Origin of the sequence: Embleya sp. NPDC005575, from assembly GCF_040605455.1 — a bacterium.
Taxonomy (GTDB): Bacteria; Actinomycetota; Actinomycetes; order Streptomycetales; family Streptomycetaceae; genus Embleya.
The window spans coordinates 15561-31367 of sequence record NZ_JBEXCV010000060.1 but is presented as its reverse complement, the minus strand read 5'-3'; the positions used below and the strand labels follow the sequence as shown (position 1 = coordinate 31367).

Here is a 15807-nt window from a genome sequence, read left to right as displayed (position 1 = left end):
CCGCCCCTTCACCGTCGGCCCCGGGAACGGCCTTGCGAACCGCCCCGGGAACGGCCGCGAGGTCGGTTTTCGGTCCGGCCCCGGGCGGCGGTGGTGGTGCCGGTGTGGTCGCCGTCGGCCCGGCGGGCGAGGCGCTCGGCATGCGCGGCGGCCTCCCGGGCGTGGCGGCGGGCGCCGGGCAGGCCGCGTTCGGCTTGCCCGACCTCGTCATGGGCGCGCTGTTCGTCCTCGGCGGCGTCCTGTTCGGCCTGTTCGGCGTCCGCGACCTTGCGGCGCAGCTCCGCGAGGTGTTCACGGGCCTGCCGCTTTCGTTTCTGTGTGTCGCGGGACCGGTTGCGGGCCTGTTCGAGGGCCGCTTCCGCCTCGGCGACGGCCGCTGCGGCTTCCTCGGCGCTGCGACGGGCCGCGACGGCTTGGGCGCGGGCTTCGCGACGGGCCTGCGCCGGCTTCGAGTCGCCCGGTTCGACCGGCGCCGGACCCGGCGACGGACCGGTCCGCCGCCGCGCCCCGGCCCGCGCCCCCGCTCCGGCTCCGGCGGACGGGACGGCGGGTGCCGCGGCGTCGGTCGCGGCGAAAGGGAACGCGGGCGGCAGGAGGGCGTGGGCGAGCCGACCGGATGCCCATGCCGCGGCGGACTCCGGGTCGGCGAGGGCGGCCTGGAGGGTGCCGCCGACCTCCAGGGTGGCCTGGTCGCTCAGCGGCTGCCCGGCCTTCCCGGCCAACTCGCGGGCCTGCCCGGCGAGTGCCGTCGTCAGCGCGCGATGCCGAACGGAAAGCGCCCGCAACCGTGTCCCGTCGAGGTCCTGATGCGCCCGGCGCAGCTCCTCCCCGAGTTCGAGCAGGCCGCGCACCCGGTCCGGGTGGGCGCGCACCAGAACGTTGCTCGCCCAGGCGGCGAGGGTGGGGCGGCGCAGGGCTTTGACCCGCGTCGCGAGGCCGCGGTCCCCGTCTCGGCGGGCCCGGGCGGCGCGGGCGTCGCGTGCTGCGGTGAACTCGGACGGCGGCAGCGCGTACAGCTCGTCGGCGATCGCCTCGAAGCCCTTCGCGTCGGCGCGGTCACCGGAGTCCGACCCGGCGCGGCGTGCCATCGGCCCCGCCTCCTCTCCGCCGACCGGCCACCAGCCGGTCGCACAGGGCACGGCTGCCCGAAACAGTCGACGATTACGCGTCGACAGTTACGCATCGGCGCTACGTCCCGACGTGATCGGCCGTCTGCGCGCAGCGGGAAGCCGAAGCGCGTTCGTCCCGGCGACGATATGTGCTCGCGGCCCGGTATCGAGGCGGAATCATCCGCCTCCCCTTACGCGGCGGGCTCACAGCGGGGCCGTGACACCGGCCGCGATTGTCGTCGACTCCCGTCGGTTCCCGTCGACTCCCGTCGGCTTCACGGTCCTGCCCCGGGTCGGGGACGGCTGCGGCGCGTGGCCGGGGTCAGGTGTTCGGTTTCGCCGAGGCGCGTTCGGTGAGTTGGTGCAGGCGCAGGGCGAGTTGCAGTTCGAGCGCTTGCTGCGGCTGGTTCCACTCCGGTCCGGAGCAGGGCCTCGATGCGGTCCAGTCGTTGCACGACCGTGTTGACGTGGATGTGCAGCTCGTCCTTGGCTCGGGTCAGGCTGCCGCCGGAGCGAGACATGGTGCCACGGGACACAACCACGGGTCCGGGTATGGGGATGTACACCATCACGTGCGCGGACATTGCGTCCGGGCGGAGCGACCCTCCCCGCCGGTGCGATGGGCACGCACGCGGTCGATGGGGTCCACGCCGCCCGGACGCGGCGCATCACGCCGCTCGCGACGTGATGCGGACAGCCGCGGCGCGTCCGCCGGGCCGAGTCGAGAATTTCCGGGCCTGGCGCGGGTGCCGGCGCGGTCCGGAGACAGGGCGCGGCCTCGGCGCGCCGCTCAGTGCGCGGTCCAGCCGCCGTCCAACGCGAGCGAGGTGCCGGTGACGTGGCGGGCGTGCGGTCGACACAGGAAGAGAGCCGCTGCGGCGACTTCGTCGGGTTCGATCAGCCGCTTGATCGCCGAGCGGTCCAGCATGATGTCGCGGATCACGTCGTCGGCGTGGATGCCGTGCGTGGTGGCCTGGGCGGCGATCTGGTTCTCGGTCAGCGGCGTGCGGACGTAGCCGGGGCAGATGCAGTTGCTGGTCACCCCAAACGGAGCGCCTTCGAGCGCGGCGACCTTGCTGAGTCCCTCCAGGGCGTGCTTGGCGGCCACGTACGCCGACTTGAACGCGCTCGCCCGCAGGCCGTGCACCGAGGAGATGTTGACGATGCGCCCCCAGTTCTGCGCGTACATGTGCGGCAGGGTTCGGCGCACGATGCGAAAGGGCGCTTCCACCATCACCTTGTGGATGAGGGTGAACCACTCGGTGGGGAAGTCCTGGATCGGCGCCACATGTTGCAGGCCGGCGTTGTTCACCACGATGTCGACCCGGGCCGGCAAGGCGTCGACGGCGACGGGATCGGCCAGGTCGGTTCCGTGCGCGGTGCCGCCGATTTCGTCGGCGACCGCCTCGGCCGCGTCGGCTGCGATGTCGACGACGTGCACGGGCGCGCCCGCCGCGGCGAAGGCGAGGGCGCATGCCCGTCCGATGCCGCTCGCCGCCCCGGTTACCAATGCGACGCGCCCGGTGAGGAATGGGTCGGTGGCGGGGGTTGGCGAGTGGTCGCCGGTGATAGCGCTGGTTTCCATGGCGACACCGTAGAAACCGCGTTACCGCGGGCACATGGCCTCCGCCACCACAGTTGCCGGGTAAGCCATGGCCCGCCTCCCCATGCCGATCCCGTGGGCGCGGCAGCATCGCCTCACAGGCGTGACAACCACGAGGACGGCACCTTGACGGTGAGGGGTCACCAGGTACGGATGTCGGCGTCGTCGACGTCGTCGCGCCAGGCCACGGTGCGGCTCGACGGCGGTTCCGCCCTCGGGGCGACCCGCCTTCTCAGGGCCGGGACATACGGCCGGCCGAAGGGATGGTGGCCCGCTCCGGGGTACGGTCCGGGACAGGGCAGAGTGCGGTGTCCGTTTTGGGCGCCGGTCGGCCGGCCGGCTTGGTCGCAGGCCCGGCGTCCAGGCCGGCGCGGCGCCGGTGACACAGGCGTTCCAGTGCCTGTACCCCCGGTTCCTCGCCGCGGAGCAGCGAGGGCCCGGAGCCGACGAAGCGCGAGCAGACGCCCACGTGGGCGTGGTGGACGTCCGTCAGGACCTCGACCAGGTGCCGATGAGCGGGGCGCAGGCTGGAGGACTTCGCCGGCGCGACCAGACCCCACTTGCGCAGGTCCCGCACCAGGATGCGGTGATCGGCCGACCACAGGCCGGAGAATCCGGCTCGGGCGACGTGTGGCGGAGCCATCGAGGGCCGGACGATCTCGTGGTAGTCGTCGACGCCGAAGGACGCGGTGACGCGCAGGGCGGCCGCGCAGGCGCGCAGGAAGTGCGCGGCGCTCTCCAGACCGAGGGCGGACCCGTCGGGCGAGGGAGCGTGGAGGGCGTGTCGCAGGGCGACGACGGTGGCCTGGGTGAGGGCGAAGAACAATCGGTGTCCCTGGACCCAGCGCTCGCGCACCGTGGCGTCCGTCGGGGGCTCGGCGGAATCGGTCCCGGAGGTCAACCCGGCCGCGTACGCGGCGAGCTCCAGATCGGGCTCCGTCAACGTGCCGTCCGCGTGCCGGGAGAAGGCCCGCACCTCGGCGAGAGTGGCGTCCAAGGCGCCGATCAACAGGGGCGCCGGGGCGCAGGCGCAACGTGCGACCGCGAAGTACTCGTCGAACGCGGCTTCGCGGGGCGCGCCATCGGGGAGGCGTCGGTGGTCGGGGGGCATGTGGTGCCGATCGGGTCGGCTCGCGGACTCGCGCAGGGTCGCCAGGTCGTGGGGGAGGCGGTGGGGAGGAGCGAGCCACAGCACGGATTCGCTTGTCATATGCCCCATTTCAGTGGTTTTGTACTGTACGTTACCCGGCATGTCAGGGATTTCTATGGAAGATTCGTTTCGTGGCGCGATCGGCGTGGTCGCGGAGATTCTCGAGGACTATTGGGAGGACCTGCGCGAGGAGCGCCTGCCGGTGACACCCGACCTCCGGCCGGGCGACGTGCGCGCGATGCTGCCCGACCACGTGCCGGCGCACGGTGAACCGATCCGGGACGTGCTGGCCGATGTACGGCGTCTGGTGATGCCCGGGCTCGTGCACTGGCAACATCCGTCGTTCCTGGGCTACTACCCCACCCAGACCAGCCCCGCGTCGGTGGTGGGCGAGCTCCTGGCGTCGGGTCTGGCGGTCCAGCACATGATGTGGTCGACGGGTCCGGCCGCCACCGAACTCGAGGAAGCGGTGCTGGACCAGCTCGCGGTCGCGCTGGGCCTGCCCGAGCGGTTCCTCGGCGACGGGGAAGGCGGCGGAGTCCTGCAGGACTCCGCGTCATCGGCGGTCCTGGTGGCGGTGGTCGCCGCCCTGTACCGGGCCTCGGACGGGCGCTGGCGCGAGCACGGCACCGAGGGACGCTACCGCCTGTACTGCACCGACCAGGCCAACTCCTGTGTCCCCAAGGCCTCGCGCATCGCGGGCCTGGGGGAACCGGCCCTGATCGCCACCACGGCGGGCACCTGCGAGATGGACCCCCGCGCCCTCCGCGAGCAACTGACGGCCGACCGCGCCGCGGGCGTCGTTCCGGCGATCGTGGTCGCCTCCGTCGGCACCACGGGCACCTGCGCCATCGATCCCGTCGCCGACATCGCCGCGGTGTGCCGCGAATTCGGGGCGTGGCTGCACGTGGACGCCGCCTACGCGGGATCGGCCGCCATCTGCCCGGAGAACCGCTGGATCAACGACGGCGTCGAACACGCCGACTCCTACGCCGTCAACTGTCACAAGTGGCTGCTGACGGGACCGCCCTGCGACGCGATGTGGGTGGCCGACCGGCGCAGCCTCACCGCGGCCATGGACATCCGCCCGGACTTCCTGCGCAACCGGGCCAGCGACTCGGGCGACGTCACCGACTTCCGGGACTGGCAGGTGCCGCTCATGCACCCCTTCCGGGCCCTGAAGCTGTGGTTCGTCCTGCGTACCCACGGCATCGAGGGCCTGCGCGCGCACATTCGCGAGCAGCTCTCCCTTGCCGAACTGTTCGCCGACCTGGTCCGGGACAGCCCCGGCTTCGAACTGGTCTCGCACACGCTCGGGCTGGTGTGCTTTCGTCTCGCCGGCGACAACACGCGCACCGAACGCCTGCGCACCGACCTGGACGCCACCCACCGAATCCTGGTGACCCCCACCACCGTCGACGGCCGCTACGTCCTGCGCGCGGCCCTGGGCTCGCGCCTGGCCTCGCAGACCTCCGTCCGCAACGCCTGGGCCCTGGTGCGCGAGGTCGCCGCCGCGATCCCCGACGACTCGCCCACGCCCTCCGAGGCGCCGGCGACGATCTCGGTGGGCGCCCGGTGACCACGAACGCGTCCGCGCCCACCCGCCACCACGCTCCGGTGGCGGTACCTGCCTCGGCAATGCGGAACGCGTACCGGAGGGCAGGCCGAGGACCGTGGGCGCACGATCGCCCACCTCGTGCGCGCCGACCGCGAAGCGCGTACACGCCCACGAACCCGCACCCGCGCCGCGCGAACGACATCGAACGGAGAACACCATGCACGAGCGTGACAGCGCGGCGGGCGAACGCTGGTTCCATTACGGGGCGGCACACCCCCACTCGACCATGGAGATCGGTGGGGTGGCCGTGGTCTCCGGCCCCGTGCCCTCGACCGACGAACTGCTCGTGTTGATCGACATGGTCCGCGCGGCCCACCCGCCGCTGCGCGACCGAGCCCGCGCGCCCGGCGCGAACGCGCGTGGCCCGGCCGCGCCCGCCGATCACCTGGAGAAGTTCGAACTGCCCACCGACGGCGGTGAAGTCGCGCTGCACGCGGCGATCGAGCGCGGGTGCGCCCAGCCCCTTACGGAGGTCACCTGGGGCGTGACCCTGTTTCACGGCCACCGTGACAACGAGTTCGCCCTGCTCCTGCGCGCCCACCACGGCCTCCTGGACGGCATGTCCCTGATCGGGATCATGCTCGCCGCGCTGGGCGAACCCGGTCTGCGGCCTCGCCGCACACCGCCCAAACCACCAACGTCGTGGACACCCCGCCGCGTGCGCGCCCTGCTGCGCGGGGTCGCCGACATCGCACTGCCCGGGCAGGCGGTCACCCTGGGCCCCGCGGGTGTGCGGGCCCCGACCGGTCCACCGCGACGCCGATGGGCCCACACTCCGCTGACCCGCATGAAGGCCATCGCGCGGGCGGGTGGTACCAATCTCAACGACGTCTACCTCGCCGCCCTTGCCGGCGCTCTGCGGCCCTGGCTGCCCGACGACGCCGCAGGCACCGTGCAGGCGATGGTCCCCCTCGACACCCGACGCAGCGACACGAGCAACGCGGTGGGCAACTTCCATCGCGGTGTCCGTGTCGCGTTGCCCTGCCGAACGCCCACCGCCGCCGAGCGGCTGGCCGCCACATACTTGGCCACCGCGGACATCCGAAGCGGCCGATACGACCCCGACGCGGACACCCTGTTCGACACGCTGCCCACCCGCTGGCACGGCCGGGCCATGGCACTGTCCCTGCACCCGCGGCGCACCACCCTGGTGTCGACCTATGTCCCCGGCCCCGCCCAACCACTCGAACTCCACGGCCACAGCATCCACACCCTGCTACCGCTGATGTTCCTGCCTCCCGGTCACCACCTGTCGATCTGCCTGGCCGAATACGCCGGAACCGCGCACCTGGCCGTGGTCGCCGATCCCAGCCTGCCCGCCGTCGACGAACTTCCCACCCGATGGCTCGCCGAACTCGACGCCCTCGAACGCACCCCGCGCGCCGCCCCTGCCGCGATCGCGTCGGGAGCAGTCGCCGCCCCGGCACCGGGCGACCCGGAGCACACCGCGACACGCTGACCACCCTTCCCGTCCGGACGTCGGAACCCGTCCGGCACTGACGTACCGACTCGTCGACCCGGTGGACCGATGAGTTCACGCCGCTCGACACCGCGCGCGACAACGACGCCGCAGGCCTGAAGCACGGAGTGTGGCGCGCCGGAGAGCCGGCCGATCTGCCCAGCCCCGAACCACGCCTGGCCCCCACCCGGACGTGGCCCCGAGCGGAGGCCGAACTGGCCACCACACTGCGCGCCTTGTGCGCGGACATGCCCGCGTTCCCCGGCAGGTTCATCCTTCACTTTCAATCCGGCCGCGACCGGCTCAGATACGTCAGCGCGTGGAGCGATGGACTTGACCTGTGCATAGAGGCGTTCAACCACCACGCGGAACCGGGGACCGACCCCGACCGGCTCGGCTGGACCAAAAGCGGCGATCGATGGCAACGACGCTTCGACGACGCCGTACGGAACAGCGGACACGCCGACAGCGCGGCGACCATGCTCGTCGACGCGATCGCCGCCATGGGGGTCGACGTGGACGATCTCGCCTACCACGGAACCATCTCCGGACGCGGTTGCCTGCTCCACCTCGACCTGCCCGACCTGACCCTGATGCGGATCGTCGAACCGGACGACTGAGAACGGCCGAACCGTATCGTCTCGCCACGACTTCGCAGGACGCAGCGGCCGGGGGAAGACGCTCGGCGACGGCTGCCGCACTCGGTGGGCAGGGGTTCGGGTCAGGGGCGCCCGGTGTAGGCGGGTGCGAAGAAGACCAGCACCGTGAGGTCCTCGGTGACGTCGTGGAAGCGGTGCTCCTCGCCCGCCGGGACGAACAGCGTGGAGCCGGGACCGACGTCGATCGTGCGGCCGCCGGAGGTGAACCTCCCGCGGCCGCCGGCCACGGCGTAGATCTCGTCCTCCGAATGCGGGGCCTGATCGTCGGGTTGTCCGGCGGGGATCGAGTACGTCCCGAAGCTGAGTGCGGGCACCCGCAGGTGCTCGACGTAGTCGGCGGACCCGTCTGCGGCGGGTGCGAACCGGCCGGCGTCAATGACCTCCATACGGCGATGATGCCACGGCCGTGCCGCCCGACATAGGGGAGTACGGGAACGGAAGAGGACGTCGCCGCCGCGGTGGCTGCCCTCCGTAGGCCGCGGCCGGTCCACCGGCAACTGCACCGGCTCCGGTGTCCGGTCAACTCCGCACGCCAGTAGCCCAGTTGCTTCGCCGCGATGCTCCCCGGGTCGGCCTCATCGCCCAGCAACTGCCGCTGCCACAGCGTGTAATCCGTGTACTGCACCGGCAACGGCTCCCACTCCGGCGCATTCCCCTGCCGGCGAGCCGAGTACGCCGACACCAGTCTTCCACGACCAGCGTGCGCAGGCAGGGCACTCGATCCTGCCCCGATCCGGGCTGGTGCCGCGCTGGGTGATTTCGGTGACGCAGGCGGGTCCGAAGCCGTTCGGCTTCCGGAGCCACACGTCAACGGTGCTGCGGTGGAGCCAAGCAGTCGGCCGACGGCGGCGTTCGCATCGGTACGCCCCCAACGCGACCAACATCTGCGTGCGCTGCCTTGTCCGCGTCCCTGTACCACCACGATGCCTCCCCGGCCTACCCGGCGCCCCGGGAGGGTGAGGCGCGGCCGGGCGCCCGAGGGGCGGGGCGGCCGGCCGCGGTGTGTCGACGGGGATGTTCGGGCCCACACGCGAACACCCCGCGACACGCCCCACCATCGCGCCCGCGCGGGCGGCAGGCGCGGGCGCCTCGCCGGATCCGGTACGCGCATTCACCCGAACCGGCGAGCCGTTCCCTGGGGTCGTGGTGTGTCACACGAGGTCGGGCCGGGGGAGGAGAGCCGGCCTGCTCTTCCAACTCAGGCCGGGACCGGATGGTGTGCGGAGTCCACGGACGAGCCCGTTTCGATGCTCCCGTCGGCTGCGGTTCGCGCCGCGACCCTCTTTTTCTTGTCGGATCGGCGGAGTACTGTTCTCGGTCCCGGTTCTGGAGGTCCCGAAATGTGGGTCATCCGTGCATGGATCAACGACGAGCGCCGCCTCCGCAGGGTCGTCGTCGGCGACGATTGCATGTTCGATCCGCGGATCGAGACCATCGTGGACCGGATCCGGATCCGGAGCGGCGAGCCGCGGTAGACCCGTCCACGGGCACGCCCCGGCACCCCCCTCCGCCGGTCGCCCGCGCGACGACAGGAACGGCCCCGAACCGCGCATCCCCGCGGTTCGGGGCTGTTCCCTGTCCCGTTGCGAGGCACAGCCCTTCCCCGTCGGGAAGAAGCGGCCGCGCCAATTCCCGGCGTGGAAAGGGCCTTTCGCGCGGCTACTCCATGAACGGTGGACCCGGTCGCCGTGTTGCACGTCCGACGCGTGGAGCATGACATCGGATCAAAGGCCGGCTCGGACGCCACTGCGATGCCCGACCCGACACCGCACACCGCTTCGTCACAGCCGCCGTTACGGCGGGCGTCGACGCTGCCGTCGCCCTGCTGCGCCGATCGCGCAACCGTCCCGACGTCGAAGTTCGCACCGAGATCACCTGGCGCCGAGCAAGGGTGTGCGATCCGGACCGCTACGTCGAGCGGGGGCATTTGCGTCGAGCGCGCGCCGACGCGTTCGACTGCCCGCATGTCGTGGCCTTGTCGGCACGGGTTCGTGGCTCTGCGGGGATTACAAGGTGTTCACCCGAATATGAACATGACGGAAGATAAGACTGCCATTCGGCCGGTTTTCCTAATCTTTACCAATCCGAGAGTTGTTCGTTGCGAAGGTGAAGAGGCCGGCCGGTGCGGTCACACATCCCTTTGGCGGCACGGAATTCGCGTACTTGGGGGCAGTCCTCCACGCGGCCGGTGTTCGGAAATGTGCGACGCGAGGTCGAAAAGGACAGGAACGCGGGCCGTAGTTCACCGTTATGGACCAGCGCCCACGAGGAAAGCGCGTCGTTACCCTCGGCGTGACCCCCAGAGCATCCGCCTCCGTCGCGGCTCCTCCCGCACTCGCCCAACGAACCTTCCGTATGGGGGATTGGGTACTCACCCCTCGGGCCGCGACTTTCCTCAAGCGCTCCCCGCACGCGTGCATCGAACGCGCGGGAGATCGCATCCTGCTTCGCCACTGCTCCGCCGACATGGAGCAGTTCGCCCTGACGATGCTGTTGATCGCTGCGGAGTACTCGCGCCGACTCGACGACGTGTTGGACGATCCACGATCGTGACCCGCGGGAATACTTACCGACATCCGACAACGCCCGAGCCCATGAACGAGTCAGGCCCATGTACGAAGGTTATGGATACGACCCGTATCTCCCGCCCGGCATGCAATTCCCGCAGGGCGTCGCATCGTTCCCCGGCATTGCGGAGTGGCCGGCCCCGGACGCGGCCGCGCCACCCGACGGGCTCTCCTCGTCGTTCGCGGTGGTGGGGGATCCGGAGTTCGAGGCCGATCTCGCCCGGCTCCTGGGCAACCCGGTCGACGACGTTCCCGCCACCGTCGAACTGCCGACCCCGATCCGGGGACCCGGCAGTCATCGCCGGCGGTCCCCGGCGCCCGTCCGACCGGCGGGCGGCGCACGGCTGCTGGACCGGCTCAGCCGCACCATGGTGGTGGCGAGCGTCCTCCTGGTCGCCACGATCAGCGTGCTGGGCGCGGTGATCACCCTCGCGTCGCTGCGGCACACCGCCACCTCCACCACCGGCCCGGCCCGGTGGTGGCCCGTTCTGGTCCACGGCCCCTGGATCGTGGCCTCCCTGTCCATCCTGCGCTCCAGCCTCCACCGCCGCCGGGCACTGCACTCGTGGATCGTGGTCGGCGCCTTCGCGGGCCTGTCCATGCTGCTCTCCCTCACCCACGCCCCCAGGACCGTGCAAGGCGTCGTCGTCGCCGCCCTGCCCGCCGCCGCGACCACCGCCTGCCTACACCAACTCGTACGCCAGATCACCCTCACCCGACCACCCCGACGATCCGTCCCCGACCAACGCCGCAACTCCTCACCCTGAACCACGCCCGAGCGCATGGCCCAGGAATCGCCCCGGGGCGGGCATCGCCCTCGTTCTCGCGTCATACGGGAACACGAGAGGTGTGGGCGCCGTCGTGCACTGCCGACCCGGTCGAACCCCGCTGTCGCGGGCGTGTCGGCCGGTGCCGGGCTCCACGGCGCCCCCTTTCGCGAGAACACGATCCACAAGTCCCGGCTGCTCCGGGTCGCCTCGTCGCCCGCGGCGGCGAAGCGGCCCGACGGCGCCGATACCGGGTGGAGATCCGCCGACCCCTTTCACGGCGGATGGCCGTTGCCACGAAGGCATCAGGCCGGCGGAGATCGTGACCCTTGCGCGGTACCCGGCCAGGAGTAAGCCCGTAGCGACGACGAAACCCCGCCGCTACGGTGGCCCGATGGCGTCGATCAAGCAGTTCCAAGTCACCTTCGACTGCGCAGAACCCGAGCGCGTCGCTCGTTTCTGGTGCGAGGTGTTGGGGTACGTCGTACCGCCGCCACCGGAGGGGTTTGCCACTTGGGACGATTTCGATCGCGCGCTGCCGCCTGAGCGTCGGGGTTCGGCGTTCGCATGCATCGATCCCTCAGGTGTGGGCCCGCGACTGTTCTTCCAGCGCGTTCCCGAAGGCAAGGTCGTCAAGAATCGGGTGCATCTTGACGTACGGGTCGGCACCGGGCTCGTGGGTGAAGAGCGCTTGGCCGCAATTGAGGCCGAATGCGCACGACTGGTCCCGCTCGGCGCGGTACGCGGGCGACTACTGCCTGCCGACGACGACAACGAGTCGTGCCTCGGGATGCAGGACATCGAGGGCAACGAGTTCTGTCTCGACTGAGGGGCCGCGAACGTGGCACCTTCGCGAGTCGACTGGAGCGGTTCGCCGTCACGAGGGTCGGTCGCCATCCCGCGGCGCGCCACTCCTGATCCAGAACCACCCCTCGGTGTCCACGGGCACGAATCCGGCGGCGATCGGCGAGAACATCCGCTCATGCCGCCGACAATGCGCGCTCAAGCACCTCCGTGCGCTCCATGGTCCGGGCTCTCGCGCCGACACGCCCAAGGGTGTCGGCGACGCCCGGAGCACCGTCTCGCGGCGGGCCCAGGTGTCGAGGGCGTACTGCGTCCCAGGGGATGACTTGCGGGTGATCGGATCCCGAGTGTCCGACCGCTGTCGCGGCGCGACCCGAAATCCTCTTCGATCCCCCGCAGGCCGGGTCGGCTGCCCGTCTGGGGGCTCTCGGGTTCGCATCCGGGACACGTTTCCCGCGTCAGCGATGAGTTCGGGCGGCGGATGGGGACTGTCCTGGTATGACTCGCATCATCGCCGACATCTCGGTTTCCCTCGACGGCTTCGTCACCGGGCCGGACCCCGGCCCGGACAACGGTCTGGGCATCGGTGGCGAGGCTCTGCACACCTGGGCGTTCTCCGACGACCCCGACGATCGCCGGGTCCTGCGCGAGGCGACCGCCCGTTCGGGCGCCGTCGTCCTCGGTCGCCGGCTCTTCGACATGGTCGACGGTCCGAACGGCTGGGACGATAGAACCGGCTACGGCGCCGGCGAGGTCGGCAGGCCCGTGTTCGTCGTCGTGACGAGCTCGCCGCCGGAGTCGGTGCGGCTCACCGACCTCGACTGGACGTTCGTCACCACCGGTCTGCCCGACGCGGTCACCGCCGCGCGCGAGCGTGCCGAGGCGGCGTCGTCGGACAGCGGCAGGGACCTGGACGTCGTCCTCATGGGCGGCGGGGCCACCATCGGCTCGGCGCTCGATGCCGGGCTGGTCGACGTGCTGACGCTGCACCTGGCGCCCGTTGTGCTGGGCGCCGGGACGCCGCTGTTCACCGGCGGAACGCCGCGCACGCTGGTACGGCGGAGCGTGACCCCGACATCGACCGCGACGCACCTGACTTACGACGTCCTGTGACGACGACGTCGCGGAACTTCGCATCGAGCAGTCAAAAAAACGGCGGGCCCCTACGGCAGGGGTGCGGCGGTGGCCGAGCCGACCGAGGGTACGTTCCGGTCGGCTCGGCCACCGCCGGGAGCCGATCACCAAGGGCCGCGAGCCCGGGCCGATCGCATCCGAGATCGCCGATGACCGTGAACGCGCCGCGTGCCGGACGCCGCGTGTCAGTGGCGGCCGTAGTGGTCTTCGGTGAGGGAGGTGACCAGGGCGGTGATGTCTTCGCGTTGTAGGCCGGCGGCGTGTGCGCGGGTGATCCAGTCGCGGAGTTCGGCGCGTAGGGGGGAGTCGTCGGCGCCGGCCGGCATTACGAGCGAGTGCAGGATGAAGGTGCCCCGGCCGGGGCGGGGTTCGACCAGGCCCTCGCGTTCGAGTTCGCGGTAGGCCTTGAGGGTGGTGTTGGGGTTGACCGCGGTGGTCTCGGCGACTTCGCGGGCGGTGGGGAGGCGGTCGCCTTCGATGAGGACGCCAAGGCGTAGGGCCTGTTTGACCTGGTCGACGATCTGCAGGTAGGTGGCGACCCCGCTGCGGCGGTCGATGCGGAATTCGATGGTGTTCACCTCCTCGTCACCTCCGGCCGGGTGGGTCGATGTTCGAGGTTGTCACCGGTTGGTGTCAAAGCGGTCGGCGGGCGGCCCACCATACGGTCAGGGCGCCGGCGATCAGGGCCACAGCGGTCCAGAACGCGGCACCGGTCCACTGCAGGGTGTCGCGTTGGGCGAGGTCGAAGTACTTCACCGACGAGTGCACGACACCCTTGACGGCCAGGCACGAGTCGATCGGGTCGGGCGAGCACTTGCCCAGCGGCACCTGCCGGCCGGAGGCGGTGGTGAAGAAGTGGTCGACGTGGGCCGAGTGTTCCGGCGCGCGGACGGCGGGGTCGGGAAGCGGGCCGCTGATCGTGCGGCGCACGCCGAGCAGGCCCCGAAAACGCGTGGACACGTACAGGACGGCCGTACTCGCGCCGAGGGTGATCACCATGGCCGGCAGTGTTCGGCCGATCGCGAAGCCGATCAGGGCGCCCAGCAAAGTCGTCGCCAGGGCGAGTGCGACCGGCATCGGGCCGGTGGTGGCGAAGCGTTCGGGTCGATACCACTCGACCTTCAGGCCGTGCGGTTGCCACCACCAGGTGAACGCGGCGGACAGCACACCGGTACACACCACCACCACGAGCGCGGTTACGGCCAGTCTGGTGGCCATCCACCGCACCCGGGACACCGACTGGGTGACGACCAGCTTCGCCGTGCCGTTGTCGCGGTCCGCGGCGAGGAGCGGCGCGCCCAGGAAGACGCCCAGGAGCAGCGGAAGGATGTACAGGGCCAGGCCCGTGTACAGCTGCGCGGGCAGGTACCAGCTCATGTACTCGTGGGAGTACCGCTCGTCGTGGAACGGCGGTGCGTCGCGCAGGAAGTCACGCCAGCGCAGACCCTGGTAGAGCATCCAGGCGCCGGCCGAGAGGGTGGCCACGATGGCCACCCGGTAGGCGGCGCGGTGTTGACGCCAGGTCAGCCAGGCCATGCCGCTCAGGTGCGGTCGGCGGCGCGCGGCCGACCGGGTGGATGGGGTGTGGGCGAGTGTGCTCACGCAGCCACCGCCCGCTCCGGTACCCGGGCGACGTCGGTCAGCAGGGCGGGCGCGGCCGGTGCGCGCAGGTAAGCCAATAGCACGTCCTCCAGGCATGGTTCCACGACTGCCCAGGACGGGGCGATGGGGCCTTGGGGCCGGATCAACGCGGTGGTCTGACGTCCGGCGGTCCGGCTCTCGACCACGGTGTGCGGTTCCAGGTGGGTGCCGGCTCCGGTGATCAGCCGGTGTTCGGGCAGGAGTTCGTCCACGTCGCCCGCCAGCCGGATTCGTCCCTCGCGGAGGAGGACGAAGTAGTCGCACATGTCCGCCAGTTCGCCGAGCAGGTGCGAGGACATCACCACCGTCGTGCCGGAGTCGGCGGCTTCGGCCATCAGGGTCGCGGCCGTCTCGTGCCGGGCGAGGGGATCGAGGTCGGCCATCGGCTCGTCCAGGACGAGCAGGTTCGGCCGCTTGCCGAAGGCCAGCGCGAAGGCGACACGAGTGCGCTGACCGCCGGAGAGCGTGCCCACCCGGGCATGCAGGGGAATGTTTCCGGCCCGGACGATGCGCTCGGCCACGCTCTGATCCCAGCTCGGGTTCAATTCCCGACCCAGGCGCAGGGTCTCCTCCACGGTGAATCGCTTGAACAGCGGCTTGTCCTGGGGGAGGAAGGCCATCCGCAGGATCGCCTCGGGATCGGAGATCGAGGTGCCGAACAGCCGCAGGCTGCCGGCGGTGGGTCGGCGCAGCCGCGCGGCCAGGTTCAACAGGGTGCTCTTGCCCGCCCCGTTCGGGCCGACCAGGCCGCAGATCCGGCCGGCGGGGATGCGCAACGAGCAGTCGCGCAGGGCCCAGCCGCGCCGATACCGCTTGCCGAGGCCGCGCGCCTCGATCGCCCAGGTGTCGTTCACACCGCTCCGCCCTTCATGATTCCACTAAGTAGTTAGTGGAATCATGGTGCAAGTCGGCTCCCTCCCTGTCAACCCGGCTTCGTCCGGGTCGATCTCGCCCCTGCCCGCGGACGCTCCGCTGCGCGACGACGAGCGCGCGTGCCTGTTCAGGGTGCGACTGCCCGGCAGGGGGCCGCATATTGGCCGGCCGACACCGATGGCCGCGGCATACGACGCACCGCGAAGTCTGTGCGGGACACATCATCACCAGGCCGCCCGACGGAGCCCCGCGCCCGCTCCGCGCCCGATGGGCGCGCGTTGCCCGGGGCTGCCGCAGGAGTCCGAAGCCGCCGTGTTCGCGTTCGGGCACGCGAGTTTTCGCCGGGGTGTCGTCTTCCCTGGTAATCAACGCAGGGCTGCATACGTGCGAAGTGCCCATCGCCTTCGGCCGACGGGATCACGG

The 15807-nt window shown here is 71.2% G+C and carries 15 protein-coding genes and 1 pseudogene; 8 read left to right on the top strand and 8 right to left on the bottom strand.

Features of this window, described 5'->3' with window-relative positions:
- Window positions 1-8: 8 nt before the first annotated feature.
- The 4 genes and pseudogenes from ABZS54_RS21195 to ABZS54_RS21180 all read right to left on the bottom strand — a co-directional run bounded on the left by ABZS54_RS21195 (window position 9) and on the right by ABZS54_RS21180 (window position 3922).
- Window positions 9-1088 carry a hypothetical protein gene (locus ABZS54_RS21195; RefSeq protein ID WP_355538043.1) on the bottom strand — a complete coding sequence of 360 codons (1080 nt, stop codon included), beginning with the start codon at window positions 1086-1088 and terminating at the stop codon, window positions 9-11.
- Between the two features lie 343 nt (window positions 1089-1431).
- Window positions 1432-1621: pseudogene (locus ABZS54_RS21190) on the bottom strand (helix-turn-helix domain-containing protein); the annotation flags it as partial.
- Window positions 1622-1899: 278 nt separating this feature from the next.
- Window positions 1900-2694, bottom strand: a complete 795-nt coding sequence (locus ABZS54_RS21185; protein WP_355538040.1) for a 3-hydroxybutyrate dehydrogenase — start codon at window positions 2692-2694, stop codon at window positions 1900-1902.
- Between the two features lie 250 nt (window positions 2695-2944).
- Window positions 2945-3922, bottom strand: coding sequence for a hypothetical protein (locus tag ABZS54_RS21180; RefSeq protein ID WP_355538037.1), 978 nt, complete (start codon window positions 3920-3922; stop codon window positions 2945-2947).
- Window positions 3923-3977: 55 nt separating this feature from the next.
- On the opposite strand from ABZS54_RS21180, the gene ABZS54_RS21175 reads away from it, so the two are divergent.
- From ABZS54_RS21175 to ABZS54_RS21165, 3 genes are all read left to right on the top strand, one after another.
- Window positions 3978-5441, top strand: a complete 1464-nt coding sequence (locus tag ABZS54_RS21175) for a pyridoxal-dependent decarboxylase (protein WP_355538034.1) — start codon at window positions 3978-3980, stop codon at window positions 5439-5441.
- 196 nt (window positions 5442-5637) lie between these two features.
- On the top strand, window positions 5638-6939 hold the full coding sequence (locus tag ABZS54_RS21170) for a WS/DGAT domain-containing protein (protein WP_355538031.1): 1302 nt from the start codon (window positions 5638-5640) through the stop codon (window positions 6937-6939).
- Window positions 6940-7067: 128 nt separating this feature from the next.
- Window positions 7068-7559 carry a hypothetical protein gene (locus ABZS54_RS21165; protein ID WP_355538028.1) on the top strand — a complete coding sequence of 164 codons (492 nt, stop codon included), beginning with the start codon at window positions 7068-7070 and terminating at the stop codon, window positions 7557-7559.
- A gap of 101 nt (window positions 7560-7660) precedes the next feature.
- Here ABZS54_RS21165 and ABZS54_RS21160 read toward each other — a convergent pair whose 3' ends face one another.
- On the bottom strand, window positions 7661-7984 hold the full coding sequence (locus ABZS54_RS21160) for a cupin domain-containing protein (protein ID WP_355538025.1): 324 nt from the start codon (window positions 7982-7984) through the stop codon (window positions 7661-7663).
- Window positions 7985-8938: 954 nt separating this feature from the next.
- Between ABZS54_RS21160 and ABZS54_RS21155 the strand changes: the two genes are divergently transcribed.
- The 5 genes from ABZS54_RS21155 (at window position 8939) to ABZS54_RS21135 (ending at window position 12849) form a co-directional block, all read left to right on the top strand.
- Window positions 8939-9073: a hypothetical protein gene (locus tag ABZS54_RS21155; protein WP_355538022.1), complete on the top strand. Its 135-nt coding sequence runs from the start codon at window positions 8939-8941 to the stop codon at window positions 9071-9073.
- Between the two features lie 880 nt (window positions 9074-9953).
- Window positions 9954-10151, top strand: a complete 198-nt coding sequence (locus tag ABZS54_RS21150) for a hypothetical protein (RefSeq protein WP_355538019.1) — start codon at window positions 9954-9956, stop codon at window positions 10149-10151.
- Window positions 10152-10209: 58 nt separating this feature from the next.
- Complete coding sequence (locus ABZS54_RS21145) at window positions 10210-10932, top strand: DUF2637 domain-containing protein (RefSeq protein ID WP_355538016.1); 723 nt, start codon at window positions 10210-10212, stop codon at window positions 10930-10932.
- Window positions 10933-11326: 394 nt separating this feature from the next.
- Entirely contained in the window at window positions 11327-11761 is a 435-nt protein-coding gene (locus ABZS54_RS21140) for a VOC family protein (RefSeq protein WP_355538013.1), read from the top strand.
- A 473-nt stretch (window positions 11762-12234) separates the two neighbouring features.
- The gene (locus ABZS54_RS21135) at window positions 12235-12849 is read left to right on the top strand and encodes a dihydrofolate reductase family protein (RefSeq protein ID WP_355538010.1); all 615 of its coding nucleotides are present in this window, start codon (window positions 12235-12237) and stop codon (window positions 12847-12849) included.
- A 206-nt stretch (window positions 12850-13055) separates the two neighbouring features.
- Here the strand turns inward: ABZS54_RS21135 and ABZS54_RS21130 are convergent, their stop codons facing one another.
- The 3 genes from ABZS54_RS21130 to ABZS54_RS21120 are packed head-to-tail and all read right to left on the bottom strand — an operon-like array spanning window position 13056 to window position 15365.
- Window positions 13056-13448: a GntR family transcriptional regulator gene (locus tag ABZS54_RS21130; protein ID WP_355538007.1), complete on the bottom strand. Its 393-nt coding sequence runs from the start codon at window positions 13446-13448 to the stop codon at window positions 13056-13058.
- Window positions 13449-13503: 55 nt separating this feature from the next.
- Entirely contained in the window at window positions 13504-14472 is a 969-nt protein-coding gene (locus ABZS54_RS21125) for an ABC transporter (RefSeq protein WP_355538004.1), read from the bottom strand.
- Window positions 14469-15365 (bottom strand): ABC transporter ATP-binding protein, encoded by an 897-nt coding sequence (locus ABZS54_RS21120; RefSeq protein WP_355538001.1) that lies wholly within the window; start codon window positions 15363-15365, stop codon window positions 14469-14471. Before ABZS54_RS21120 ends, ABZS54_RS21125 begins: the two co-directional genes overlap by 4 nt.
- Window positions 15366-15807: the final 442 nt, after the last annotated feature.

Excerpts from the sequence above, each read along its gene's own strand:
- ABZS54_RS21185 (WP_355538040.1), bottom strand. The coding sequence starts at position 2,694 with ATGGAAACCAGCGCTATCACCGGCGACCACTCGCCAACCCCCGCCACC.
- ABZS54_RS21180 (WP_355538037.1), bottom strand. The coding sequence starts at position 3,922 with ATGACAAGCGAATCCGTGCTGTGGCTCGCTCCTCCCCACCGCCTCCCC.
- ABZS54_RS21145 (WP_355538016.1), top strand. The coding sequence starts at position 10,210 with ATGTACGAAGGTTATGGATACGACCCGTATCTCCCGCCCGGCATGCAA.
- ABZS54_RS21160 (WP_355538025.1), bottom strand. The coding sequence starts at position 7,984 with ATGGAGGTCATTGACGCCGGCCGGTTCGCACCCGCCGCAGACGGGTCC.
- ABZS54_RS21135 (WP_355538010.1), top strand. The coding sequence starts at position 12,235 with ATGACTCGCATCATCGCCGACATCTCGGTTTCCCTCGACGGCTTCGTC.
- ABZS54_RS21155 (WP_355538022.1), top strand. The coding sequence starts at position 8,939 with ATGTGGGTCATCCGTGCATGGATCAACGACGAGCGCCGCCTCCGCAGG.
- ABZS54_RS21195 (WP_355538043.1), bottom strand. The coding sequence starts at position 1,088 with ATGGCACGCCGCGCCGGGTCGGACTCCGGTGACCGCGCCGACGCGAAG.
- ABZS54_RS21175 (WP_355538034.1), top strand. The coding sequence starts at position 3,978 with ATGGAAGATTCGTTTCGTGGCGCGATCGGCGTGGTCGCGGAGATTCTC.
- ABZS54_RS21170 (WP_355538031.1), top strand. The coding sequence starts at position 5,638 with ATGCACGAGCGTGACAGCGCGGCGGGCGAACGCTGGTTCCATTACGGG.
- ABZS54_RS21140 (WP_355538013.1), top strand. The coding sequence starts at position 11,327 with ATGGCGTCGATCAAGCAGTTCCAAGTCACCTTCGACTGCGCAGAACCC.
- ABZS54_RS21150 (WP_355538019.1), top strand. The coding sequence starts at position 9,954 with ATGGGGGATTGGGTACTCACCCCTCGGGCCGCGACTTTCCTCAAGCGC.